Raw genomic sequence first — 11,244 nt, forward strand, 5'->3', positions numbered from 1 at the left:
CCGGCTCGGGGGCCGGGCATGACGAGTGGTGGGAACGTTTGCGATTGTAACCATCCCCCTCTGCCTTCGTCACCCTCGGGCCCCGACCCGAGGGTCCATGCCTGAGCACTCAATCCAGGAGCGCAGGCGCGACGCGGATCACCGTGCCCCAGGGGTCGGCGAATTCCTTCTCGGCCGCAACGTTCCGGCTGTTGAGCCTCACCCAGGAAAGCCCGGCCCGTTTGGGATCGCGCGCTCCCGCGCCGGCGCTGCGCCACGAATTGGCACCGATGTGGTGGTGGTAGCCGCCGGTCGACAAGAACACCGCCTGCGAACCGTAGCGCGCCATGGTGTCGAAACCCTGCGCCTCGTGCCACCAGGCTTCCGCGGTCGCCGGATCGCCGACGCGCAGATGCACATGGCCGACCACGGTCTTCTCGGGCGCCCCCTGCCAGCCGCGATCTTCCTCGGCAAGCGTGCCGAGCAGGCTCTGGAAATCGAGCGGATTGGTCGCCATCGCCATGCCGGTCTCGGTCCTGCGCCAGCTCTCCGGCGGCCGATCGGCATAGATCTCGATGCCATTGCCCTCCGGGTCGGACAGATAGATCGCCTCGCTCACCAGATGGTCCGACGCCCCTTCGAGGCGCAAACCGCTGTCGCGGGCGAAGAGCGCCCAGCGCGCCAGATCGGCCCGCTCGGGCAGCAGGAAGGCGGTGTGGAACAGGCCAGCCTCGCGCGGATCGTCCGGCATCGCCGATGCGTCCTCCTCGATCTCGAGCAGGGTTCGCCCGCCCGCCCCGAGGCTGATCCTGCCGGCGCCGCGCTCCGTCTCTGCAAGACCGAGGACCTGGCCGTAGAAGCGGGCCAGATTTCCGGCGTCCCGAGCCTTAAGCCCGACGCTGGCGACACTGACGGGTGTCGTGACCGCAAAGGGAAATTCGCTCATTCTCGTTCTCCTGGTGGGGCGATCCTGACAGGTGGTTCCCATCTGTCAGGGAAAATCGCCCCACCAGATGAACAGCTTAGGGGCTGACTTTTCCAAACAGATGGGGACCATCTGTTTGGGTCAGACCACCAGGAACCCGGCCGCACGGACAACCCGCGTTGCACCGGCGCCAGCCCGGAGGCCGGCGACGTTTCTCACCCTATAGCTGGGCCGAATCCGTCGGCATGGCAACAACACAGAAGCGAACACGCCGTTCACAAAAATAAGACAATACATCGCGTTTCGTTCGAAAATCGCAACTGCCCTCCGGATCGGGTTGCATCCGTTTCGCCGCATCGCTACATGCGCGGCCATGAAAGCTTCCGATGCCGATATCCTGATCATCCCGGGCTACACCAATTCCGGCCCCGACCACTGGCAGACCCGCTGGCAGGCGCGCCTGTCGACGGCGCGCCGCGTCGAGCAGGACGCCTGGTCCAAGCCCGTGCGCGAAGACTGGGTGGGGAAGGTGGCGACAGCCGTCAACGAGGCGGACAAGCCGGTGATCCTGGTCGCCCATTCGCTGGGCGTAGCCACTGCCGTTCAAGCGATTCCCGAGTTCCGCAAGCCGGTCGCCGGGGCCTTCTTCGTCGCGCCGCCGGATGTCGCCAATCCGCGGATCAGGCCGAAGCATCTGATGACCTTCGGGCCCTATCCACGCGATCCGCTTCCTTTCCCGTCGATCACCGTCGCCAGCCGCAACGACCATTTCTGCGCGTTCGGGGTCGCCGAGGACATCGCCGCGGCATGGGGCTCGCAGTTCCTGGATGCCGGCGCATCCGGCCATATCAATGCCGAATCGGGCTTCGGTCCCTGGCCCGAGGGCTCCTTGACCTTCGCCCGCTTCCTGCAAAGGCTCTGAATTCCGCATTGAAGCGGGGCCCCGGGGCACAGTTCCCCGCCGCGAAGGCGGCCCTGCCTCAACTCATATGCGTTTATCGGATCGAGGCCCTGGCCGCATCGAGCATCGCCGTCGCCCCGGTCGCCATATAGGCGGCTTCGGAGCCGAGGGCGAAGAAGCGGAAGCCCATCGCGTGATAGCGGCCCACCAGGCGCGGATCGACCACGTAGATCGCGGCGTGTTTACCGGCCGCCCGGGTCTTTTCCGCAATCGCCTCGATCGCCGGCATCATATCTTCCAGGGCCGGGTCGACGACACGGCCGTTGGACCAGGCGATCGAGAAATCCGACGGGCCGACCAGGACGCCGTCGATGCCTTCGACGCCGAGGACGGCGTCGAGCGCCGCCAGCGCCGCCCGCGTCTCGATCATCGCCAGCGCCAGCGTGTCGCCGTTCGCCTGTTCCAGCCAGCTCTGACCGTCGCCCGCGGCGGCGCTGCGCGGCATGGCGAAGGTCGGCCCCCAGGAACGGGCACCGACCGGCGGGTATTTCATCGCGGCGGCAAAAGCGCGCGCATCGTCGACCGAATTCACCATCGGCGCGATGACGGCCTGCGCGCCGAAATCGAGGGCGCGGCTCGCCATGTCGAAGCGTCCGACCGGGACGCGCACCACAGGGTGCGCATTCCTCAAAAGGATCGACCCGACACCGCGCACGACGCTGTCCTCGTGATGCCCGCCATGCTGCATGTCGAGCGTGACGGCGTCGAAGCCGAGTCCGGCGACGAGCTCGACCGTCAGCGAATCAGGCACGGAGGACCAGGCGGAAAACACCGCTTCCCCCGCCTTCAGGCGCGTCGCGAGCGACATGACGGGGCTAGCCGCCCTTCACCTGATCGACGGCCTTGCTGAGCAGCTCGTCCATGGTGCGGCGGATCTGGTGGTCGGACTGCTCGACGCCGGCGGCATCGAAGTCGCCCCGCACCTTACGGAACACGTCGTCGTCGCCGGCTTCCTCGAAATCGGCGTTCACCACCTCCCGCGCATAGGCTTCCGCCTCGTCGCCGCTCTTGCCGAGCTTTTCGGCAGCCCACAGGCCGAGCATTTTGTTGCGGCGCACCATGGCCTTGAACTTCAGCTCCTCGTCGAGGGCGAACTTTCTCTCGAACGTCTCTTCGCGGTCTTTCATGCTGGGCATCAGAATTCCTCCGGCTCGCGCACCGCGCGAGCGGTGCATAGAAACAAGTAGGGTCGTGAAGCAGAAACCAGAAGGCCCGCCCCGGGTCAATACGCTCATTCGGCGCATGAACGGCTTTGCAGAGCCCCAGAAACCCGCAGCTGCCGATAAATGGCAATTGTGGTGCGGCCAGGTTTGCGCTAGAGACCGCCTGAACCAACGCTTCTTTCAAAATGCCGCGCCGCGAAGCTTCCGCGCGAAGTCTCCCCGTCAAGGCAAGGGACCAGGAAAAGCCATGAACCGTCGTCGCCGCATCTATGAGGGCAAGGCCAAGATTCTTTACGAAGGCCCGGAGCCCGGCACGCTGATCCAGTTCTTCAAGGACGACGCCACCGCGTTCAACAAGAAGAAGCACGAGATCGTCGACGGCAAGGGCGTGCTCAACAACCGCATCTCGGAATACATCTTCGAGCATCTGAACCGGATCGGCATCCCGACGCATTTCATCCGTCGGCTCAACATGCGCGAGCAGCTGATCAAGGAAGTGGAGATCATCCCGCTCGAGATCGTGGTGCGCAACATCGCCGCCGGCTCGCTCGCGAAGCGCCTCGGCATCGAGGAAGGCACGGTCCTGCCGCGCTCGATCATCGAGTTCTACTACAAGGCGGACGCGCTGGACGATCCGATGGTCTCCGAAGAGCACATCACCGCCTTCGGCTGGGCGAGCCCGCAGGAGATCGACGACATGATGGCGCTCGCCATCCGCGTCAACGACTTCCTCACCGGCCTGTTCCTCGGCGTCGGCATCCAGCTCGTCGACTTCAAGATGGAGTGCGGCCGGCTCTGGGAAAACGAGATGATGCGGGTGGTCGTGGCCGACGAGATCTCGCCCGATTCCTGCCGCCTGTGGGATGTCGCCACCCAGGACAAGCTGGACAAGGACCGCTTCCGCCGCGACATGGGCGGTCTCGTCGAGGCCTACCAGGAGGTCGCGCGCCGGCTCGGCATCATGAACGAGAACGAGCCTCCCCGCCCCGGCGGACCGGTGCTCGTTTCCTCGAAGGACAACAAGACGCGCCACTGACCGGTGCGGACTGGAAATCAGGGAGTTTTGTCGTGATCAAGGCCCGCGTCACCGTGACGTTGAAGAACGGCGTTCTGGACCCGCAGGGAAAGGCCATCGGCGGCGCCCTCGCCGCCCTCGGCTTTGCCGGCGTCGACAGCGTGCGCCAGGGCAAGGTTTTCGATCTGGAACTGCAAGGCTCGGACAAGGCGAAGGCCGAGGACGACCTCAGGACCATGTGCGAAAAGCTTCTGGCGAACACCGTGATTGAGGATTACACTGTCGCGATAACCTGAGGTTGCATTCCCGGAGTGGCCGGAGACTGACCGGAGATGGATGTGTCGAAAGTTGGCAACGAACTGCTCTACGAGGTCCTGAAGAACATGCAGGGTCGCTTCGACAAGCTGGAATCCGGGCAGTCAGAGATAAAGCAGGAACTCATCTCCATTCGCGGTCACATGCTCGCAATTCAGCAGGATGTCCACAACGTATACGGTGTCCTCGGACGGTACGAAGATCGTTTCGAGCGCATCGAGCGCAGGCTGGAACTGCGTGAAATGGCCGAAGGCCCTCAAGAACCCTACGATCAGAGCCCATGAAATCAGCCATCATCCAGCTTCCCGGCCTCAACCGCGACCGCGACATGATCGCGGCCCTGACGAAGATTTCCGGCAAGGCGCCGCTCACCGTCTGGCAGACGGAGACGGAAATCCCCGATGTGGACCTCATCGTCATTCCCGGTGGCTTCTCCTATGGCGACTATCTGCGCTGCGGGGCGATCGCGGCGCGCATGCCGGTGATGGCCGCCGTCGCCGAGAAGGCGCGCCAGGGCGTGCTCGTCATGGGCGTGTGCAACGGTTTCCAGGTGCTGCTTGAAATGGGCCTGCTGCCCGGCGCGCTGATGCGCAACGCCTCGCTGAAATTCGTCTGCCGCGAGGTGAAGCTCGAGATCACCAACGCCAACACGGCCTTCACACGCGGCTACCGGCCCGGCCAGATCATCCGCTGCCCGGTCGCCCATCACGACGGCAACTATTTCGCCGACCCCGAAACGCTGGAACGGTTGGAGGGCGAAGGCCAGGTGGTGTTCCGCTACGCCGAGGGCACCAACCCCAACGGGTCGGTCAACGACATCGCCGGCATCGTCAGCCGGAGCGGCAACGTGCTCGGCATGATGCCGCATCCGGAGAACCTCATCGAGGCGGCGCATGGCGGATCCGACGGGCGTCCGCTCTTCGAAGGCCTTTTGGGGAAGGCCGCCTGATGCGCGCCGCCGCCTCGCGCGGTTCGATCTTCCAGAACAATGAGACGGCGGGCCTGCCGAAGGCCGTCGCGCTGGCAGGGCTGCTGGCGCTCACCGCCTGCCAGAGCGAGCCGATGGGCGGCCCTCTGTCGCTCGAGGTCGATGCTTCGAGCCCCGTGGCGGCCCTGCAGCGGGTGAACGCCGCCGGCGCGCGATGCTGGATCCGCTCGGGCGACCGGCGCTTTCACGGCCTGCACATGATCCCCGAGCTCGACACGGCCGTCGGGCGGCCACGCCTGCTCATCATGCGCACCGACAAGCGGCAGGGCCTGCCGCTGCTGGTCATCGAGGCCTCCGGCCCGCCGACCAGGATCGTCACCTACGGCCCGCTTGCCGCCAGCGCCACCGGGGCGCGCGTCAACGCCGACATCATGCGCTGGTCGGGCGGGCGCGACGGGTGCTGACCCTCCCGGCGGCAAAGATCCTGAACATCGCCGGCCTGCTCGTCGGGCTTTTCGCCCTCACCCTCCAGTTCGGCCTGACGGTGCCCGCCTCCATGGAAGCCGGGCGCAGCCTCGCCGGGTCGGTGGTATTCTATTTCTCCTTCTTCACGATCCTCACCAACATCCTGGCGGTGCTCGTGCATTGGACGGCGCTCGCCGGACGGCCGGCGCCCTTCGCGCGACCTGTGGTGCGGGCCGGCATCGCCGTTGCCATCGCCGTCGTCGCGCTGGCCTACTGGGCGCTTCTGTCGGCCCTTTGGAAGCCGCAGGGCCTGTTCCTTCTCTGCGACGTGCTCCTGCACTATGTCGCGCCGGCCATCTTCGTCCTGTGGTGGCTGGCCGCCGGCACGGACGGCAGCCTCTCCTCCCGGCATATTGCGGCCTGGCTCGTCTATCCGCTCGGCTACGGGCTTTATGCCCTGCTGCGCGCGCCGATCGCCGGAGAGGTGCCCTATCCGTTCCTCGACGTCTCGGTCAACGGCTGGCCAAGCGTGTTCCTGAGCCTTGCCGGCCTCCTGCTTCTGTTCGTCGTCCTCGGCAGGCTGGCGGTGACCGCCGACCGCCTGATCGGCGGCCGTGCCAGGGAAACTGAAAGCGGCTAATCCCAGAACGGACGCCACCCCTCCCGCAACGCCTGCGAGCGGCTGATGCCGATGTCGCGCAATTGCTCCTCCGTCAGGTCCAGCAATTGCCTGCGGCTGCGCCGCTTCCTCATCCGGCCATCGATATAGCGCACCATGGCGACCAGCGCCGTACCCAGCAGCCTGCCATCGGCACGGCGCGGCGCAGAGGGCCCGCATGCGCCTCTCATTGTCTCGTTTGCACGCATTGTCCTACTCACGTTCTTTGATATTGCTATCATTGAACCTATGCATTGACCTCGATACGCGTACAATGCAATAATTGTCACCATGACAAATTGGCTGCCAAATCTCGCCCGTGGAACAGGCCCCCTCTATGTGAGGCTGGCCGACCGGATCGAGCATGACATCGAAGCCGGCCTTCTCGCCCCAGGGGAAAAGCTGCCGCCGCAGCGCAACCTCGCCTTCGACATCGGCGTCACCATCGGCACCGTGAGCCGCGCCTACGCGTTGGTCCGCGAGCGCGGCCTGGTCAGCGGCGAAGTCGGGCGTGGCACCTATGTGCTGGTGCGCGAGCAGCCGCGGCAGACCACTGGCCCGGACGCGGCGCCGCCCTTCGGCGGCACGCGCAGCCCGGTGACGGAGCCCGGCAGTCACCGCCTGGATTCGACGGCAGCCCCCGACATCGGCCAGGCGGCGATCCTCGAGCGGCTCACCGGCGCCATCCTGCGTGACCACCCGCACGACATCGCCAGCTACACGCGCACCCTGCCCCGGCACTGGCTGGAGGCCGGTTGCCAGCAGCTCGCCAGTGCCGGCTGGATGCCGCCGCCCGAGAGCATCGTGCCGACGCTCGGCGGCCATGCCGGCATCCTCGCCGTCATCGCCGCCATGACGGTGCCGGGCGACCGCATCGCCTTCGAGGAGCTCACCTATTCGCATGTGGCGCGCAGCGGCGGGGTGATCGGCCGGCGCGCCGTGCCGGTGTCGATCGACGACGAGGGCATGGTGCCGGAGGACTTCGAGCGCGTCTGCGCCCAGCAGCATCCGAAGATGGTCTTCCTGGTCGCCTCCCTGCACAACCCGACGCTCTGCATCATGCCGCCGGCGCGCCGCCGCGCCATCGTCGAGATCGCCCGCCGCCACAATGTCTGGCTGATCGAGGACAACATCTACGGGGTGCTGCTCAAGGACCCGCCGGTTCCCTTCGCCCAACTCGCCCCCGAGCGCACCTTCCATGCCGGCAGCCTGTCGAAATCGGTCGCCGCCGGGGTGCGCGGCGGCTGGACCTCGTGTCCGCCGCATCTGGCCTCGCGCGTGCTCACCGCGCACAAGATGATCACCGGCGGCATGCCCTTCCTGCTTGCCGAGCTCGCCGCGAAGCTCGTCCTGTCGGGCGAAGCGGCCGGCATCCACCATGAGGTCGCCGCCGAGATCCGCGAACGGGAGGCGCTGGCCCGCCAGGCCTTCGAAGGCCATGACTTCGTCTCGCATCCCGCCGCACCGTTCCTGTGGCTGAAGCTGCCGGAGCCCTGGCTGTCCAGCACCTTCAAGAACGCCGCCGCCGAGGCGGGCGTGCTGATCGACGACGAGGACGAGTTCAGGGTCGGCCGCTCCGGCGCGGCGCTGCACCGGGTGCGCATCGCCTTCACCGTGCCGAAGACACGCGCCCTCGTCGGCGAGGGCTTCGCCCTCCTGCGCGGGCTTCTCGACAACCCGATCTGCGGTTTCGACAATTACGGCTGACAAAAGGCTGCATTGGGCGTGGATTCTGCGAGGCGGATGCTGTAACGCAGCCGGGGAATCCTCCATGGAACCCTTTCAGGGACCACCGACCAGATGACCATTCCCAATCGCATCCCCATCACCGATGAGCTCATCGCCGCCCACGGCCTGAAGCCCGACGAGTATCAGCGCATCCTCGACCTCATCGGCCGCGAGCCGACCTTCACCGAGCTCGGCATCTTTTCGGCGATGTGGAACGAGCACTGCTCCTACAAGAGCTCGAAGAAATGGCTGCGCACCCTGCCGACCAAGGGGCCGCGGGTGATCCAGGGGCCGGGCGAGAATGCCGGCGTGGTCGACATCGGCGACGGCCAGTGCGTGGTCTTCAAGATGGAGAGCCACAACCACCCCTCCTACATCGAGCCTTACCAGGGGGCGGCGACCGGCGTCGGCGGCATCCTGCGCGACGTCTTCACCATGGGTGCCCGGCCCGTGGCCGCCATGAACGCGCTGCGCTTCGGCGCGCCGGATCATCCCAAGACCAAGCACCTGGTGGCCGGCGTCGTCGCCGGCATCGGCGGCTACGGAAACTCCTTCGGCGTGCCGACGGTGGGCGGCGAGGTCAATTTCGACGCCCGCTACAACGGCAACATCCTGGTCAACGCGTTTGCCGCCGGCATCGCCGAGACCGATGCGATCTTCTACTCCAAGGCCGAGGGCGTCGGCCTGCCCGTCGTCTATCTGGGCGCCAAGACCGGTCGCGACGGCGTCGGCGGGGCGACCATGGCCTCGGCCGAGTTCGACGAAGGCATCGACGAGAAGCGCCCGACCGTGCAGGTGGGCGATCCCTTCACCGAAAAATGCCTGCTGGAGGCCTGCCTCGAACTGATGGCGACCGGCGCCGTGATCGCCATCCAGGACATGGGCGCGGCCGGCCTCACCTGCTCGGCGGTGGAGATGGGCGCCAAGGGCGATCTCGGCATCGAGCTCGATCTCGACAAGGTGCCGGTGCGCGAGGAGCGCATGAGCCCCTACGAGATGATGCTTTCGGAGAGCCAAGAGCGCATGCTGATGGTGCTCAGGCCCGAAAAGCGCGCCGAGGCGGAGGCGATCTTCCACAAATGGGGGCTGGACTTCGCCGTCGTCGGCAGAACCACCGACGATCTGCGCTTCCGCATCCTGCACCAGGGCGACGAGGTGGCGAACCTGCCGATCAAGGAGCTGGGCGACGAGGCGCCTGAATATGACCGCCCCTGGGTGGTGCCGGCTGTTCCCGCCCCGCTCGAAGGCCCAGCGCCCGAGGCCGACATCGCCGGCGCGCTGCTGCGCCTCCTGAACTCGCCCGACCTTTCCTCGCGCCGCTGGGTGTGGGAGCAGTACGACACGCTGATCCAGGGCAATTCGCTGCAGATCCCGGGCGGCGATGCCGGCGTCGTGCGCGTCGACGGGCAGGACCGCAAGGCTCTCGCCTTCTCCTCCGACGTCACGCCGCGCTATTGCGAGGCCGATCCCTATGAGGGCGGCAAGCAGGCGGTCGCCGAATGCTGGCGCAACATCACGGCGACCGGCGCCGAGCCGCTGGCGGCCACCGACAACCTCAACTTCGGCAATCCGGAAAAGCCAGAGATCATGGGGCAGTTCGTCCAGGCCGTCAAAGGCATCGGCGAAGCCTGCGCCGCGCTCGGCTTCCCGATCGTTTCCGGCAACGTCTCGCTCTACAACGAGACGCTCGGCCGCGCCATCCCGCCGACACCGACCATCGCCGGCGTCGGGCTGATCCCCGACTGGCACCAGACGGCGCGTGCCGCCTTCGCGGCCGAAGGCCAGGCGATCGTGCTGCTCGGCGCGCCCGAGGGCTGGGGCACGCATCTCGGCCAGTCGGTCTATCTGCGCGACATCCATGGCCGCGCCGACGGCCCGCCGCCGCCCGTGGACCTGGCGCATGAAAAGCAGGCCGGCGACCTGGTGCGCGGCCTGATCCGCTCCGGTCTTGCCACGAGCGCCCATGATTGCTCCGACGGCGGGCTGGCCGTGGCGCTCGCCGAGATGGCGATGGCATCGGGCATCGGCGCGACGGTCGAGGCGCCGGCAGATGCGGTCCCGGCCTTCTTCGGCGAGGATCAGGGCCGTTACGTCGTGACCACAGCCGATGCCGAAGCGGTGCTCGCCGCCGCCGGCAAGGTCGGCGTCACCGCCGCGCGCATCGGCACCACCGGCGGCGCGGCGCTGACGCTGGGCGTCGCGCGCCCGGTCGCCGTCGCCGCGCTCAAGGAGGCGCATGAGGGCTGGTTCCCGGCTTTCATGGACTGATTGCGGCAAGAGGGGCGGCCGAAACGGCCGCCGAGGGCATGTCGCCGGCCCCGCAATTGACCTTGCAGCCGGGAACGGCCATATCTCAAGGGTGCAATGATTTGGAGACACCCTGCCCCATGGCTATGAATGCGGCTGACATCGAGCGGTTGATCAAGGAAGGCATTCCGGACGCGAAGGTTACGATCCGCGACCTCGCCGGCGACGGAGACCATTACGCAGCCGAGGTGGTGGCGGAGAGCTTTCGCGGCAAGTCGCGCGTGCAGCAGCACCAGATGGTCTATGATGCGCTGAAGGGCAACATGGGCGGCACCCTGCACGCGCTGGCCCTGCAGACGAGCGCGCCGGACTGAGCGCCGCAAAGTTTTTTCCGGGTGGCGTTGCACCACGCGAAATGGTGCAATAGATAACGATTGGTATTCGATAGCCGGGCCTTGACCCCGGCCATGAAAGGATTTGCGATGAGCGGCATCAACGAATTCATCGACAACGAGGTCAAAAGCAACGACGTCGTGCTCTTCATGAAGGGCACGCCCGGTTTTCCGCAGTGCGGCTTCTCCGGCCAGGTGGTGCAGATTCTCGACTACCTGAATGTCGACTACAAGGGCGTCAACATCCTGACTTCCGATGAGCTCCGCCAGGGCATCAAGGAATATTCCAACTGGCCGACCATCCCGCAGCTCTATGTGAAGGGTGAGTTCGTCGGCGGGTGCGACATCATCCGCGAGATGTTCCAGGCCGGCGAACTGCAGGCTTTCCTGGACGAGAAGGGCGTGGCTGCCAAAGGCGCCGCCTGAACCGCAACAAACGGATCGCGCCCGCATATGCGGGCGCCCTCC

15 protein-coding genes are annotated in these 11,244 nt (G+C 66.4%); 11 read left to right on the top strand and 4 right to left on the bottom strand.

What is annotated here, in order from left to right; genetic code table 11:
* Positions 1–109 precede the first annotated feature (109 nt).
* A complete protein-coding gene (locus NUU27_RS08760) occupies positions 110–925 on the bottom strand; it encodes a VOC family protein (RefSeq protein WP_257761708.1) in 816 nt (271 codons plus the stop codon).
* Positions 926–1,277: 352 nt separating this feature from the next.
* Here NUU27_RS08760 and NUU27_RS08765 point away from each other — a divergent pair, with 352 nt between their 5' ends.
* Entirely contained in the window at positions 1,278–1,826 is a 549-nt protein-coding gene (locus NUU27_RS08765) for an alpha/beta hydrolase (protein ID WP_257761709.1), read from the top strand.
* Positions 1,827–1,899: 73 nt separating this feature from the next.
* Here NUU27_RS08765 and NUU27_RS08770 read toward each other — a convergent pair whose 3' ends face one another.
* Both NUU27_RS08770 and NUU27_RS08775 read right to left on the bottom strand, forming a co-directional pair.
* Positions 1,900–2,673 (bottom strand): HpcH/HpaI aldolase/citrate lyase family protein, encoded by a 774-nt coding sequence (locus NUU27_RS08770; RefSeq protein WP_257761710.1) that lies wholly within the window; start codon positions 2,671–2,673, stop codon positions 1,900–1,902.
* Positions 2,674–2,680: 7 nt separating this feature from the next.
* Positions 2,681–3,001, bottom strand: coding sequence for a DUF1476 domain-containing protein (locus NUU27_RS08775; protein WP_257761711.1), 321 nt, complete (start codon positions 2,999–3,001; stop codon positions 2,681–2,683).
* Between the two features lie 274 nt (positions 3,002–3,275).
* Between NUU27_RS08775 and purC the strand changes: the two genes are divergently transcribed.
* Genes purC through NUU27_RS08805 form a run of 6 tightly spaced genes read left to right on the top strand, consistent with a single transcriptional unit; the run spans position 3,276 to position 6,391 of the window.
* Complete coding sequence (gene purC, locus NUU27_RS08780; RefSeq protein ID WP_257761712.1) at positions 3,276–4,064, top strand: phosphoribosylaminoimidazolesuccinocarboxamide synthase; 789 nt, start codon at positions 3,276–3,278, stop codon at positions 4,062–4,064.
* A 32-nt stretch (positions 4,065–4,096) separates the two neighbouring features.
* A complete protein-coding gene (purS, locus tag NUU27_RS08785; protein ID WP_257761713.1) occupies positions 4,097–4,339 on the top strand; it encodes a phosphoribosylformylglycinamidine synthase subunit PurS in 243 nt (80 codons plus the stop codon).
* A gap of 36 nt (positions 4,340–4,375) precedes the next feature.
* Positions 4,376–4,642, top strand: coding sequence for a hypothetical protein (locus NUU27_RS08790; protein ID WP_308219957.1), 267 nt, complete (start codon positions 4,376–4,378; stop codon positions 4,640–4,642).
* Positions 4,639–5,307, top strand: a complete 669-nt coding sequence (purQ, locus tag NUU27_RS08795) for a phosphoribosylformylglycinamidine synthase subunit PurQ (RefSeq protein WP_257761714.1) — start codon at positions 4,639–4,641, stop codon at positions 5,305–5,307. The genes NUU27_RS08790 and purQ overlap by 4 nt, the downstream gene beginning before the upstream one ends.
* The gene (locus NUU27_RS08800) at positions 5,307–5,750 is read left to right on the top strand and encodes a hypothetical protein (protein ID WP_257761715.1); all 444 of its coding nucleotides are present in this window, start codon (positions 5,307–5,309) and stop codon (positions 5,748–5,750) included. The genes purQ and NUU27_RS08800 overlap by 1 nt, the downstream gene beginning before the upstream one ends.
* Positions 5,744–6,391 carry a Pr6Pr family membrane protein gene (locus NUU27_RS08805; RefSeq protein ID WP_257761716.1) on the top strand — a complete coding sequence of 216 codons (648 nt, stop codon included), beginning with the start codon at positions 5,744–5,746 and terminating at the stop codon, positions 6,389–6,391. Before NUU27_RS08800 ends, NUU27_RS08805 begins: the two co-directional genes overlap by 7 nt.
* Here NUU27_RS08805 and NUU27_RS08810 read toward each other — a convergent pair.
* Positions 6,388–6,600 carry a DUF1127 domain-containing protein gene (locus NUU27_RS08810; RefSeq protein WP_257761717.1) on the bottom strand — a complete coding sequence of 71 codons (213 nt, stop codon included), beginning with the start codon at positions 6,598–6,600 and terminating at the stop codon, positions 6,388–6,390. The genes NUU27_RS08805 and NUU27_RS08810 overlap by 4 nt on opposite strands.
* Positions 6,601–6,700: 100 nt before the next feature.
* On the opposite strand from NUU27_RS08810, the gene NUU27_RS08815 reads away from it, so the two are divergent.
* From NUU27_RS08815 to grxD, 4 genes are all read left to right on the top strand, one after another.
* Complete coding sequence (locus tag NUU27_RS08815) at positions 6,701–8,116, top strand: PLP-dependent aminotransferase family protein (RefSeq protein ID WP_257761718.1); 1,416 nt, start codon at positions 6,701–6,703, stop codon at positions 8,114–8,116.
* A 93-nt stretch (positions 8,117–8,209) separates the two neighbouring features.
* On the top strand, positions 8,210–10,405 hold the full coding sequence (gene purL / locus NUU27_RS08820; RefSeq protein ID WP_257761719.1) for a phosphoribosylformylglycinamidine synthase subunit PurL: 2,196 nt from the start codon (positions 8,210–8,212) through the stop codon (positions 10,403–10,405).
* A gap of 119 nt (positions 10,406–10,524) precedes the next feature.
* Entirely contained in the window at positions 10,525–10,758 is a 234-nt protein-coding gene (locus NUU27_RS08825) for a BolA family protein (RefSeq protein WP_257761720.1), read from the top strand.
* A 108-nt stretch (positions 10,759–10,866) separates the two neighbouring features.
* Entirely contained in the window at positions 10,867–11,202 is a 336-nt protein-coding gene (gene grxD / locus NUU27_RS08830; RefSeq protein ID WP_257761721.1) for a Grx4 family monothiol glutaredoxin, read from the top strand.
* Positions 11,203–11,244 lie beyond the last annotated feature (42 nt).

Source organism: Nitratireductor sp. ZSWI3 (genome assembly GCF_024655565.1).
Classification (GTDB): domain Bacteria; phylum Pseudomonadota; class Alphaproteobacteria; order Rhizobiales; family Rhizobiaceae; genus Nitratireductor.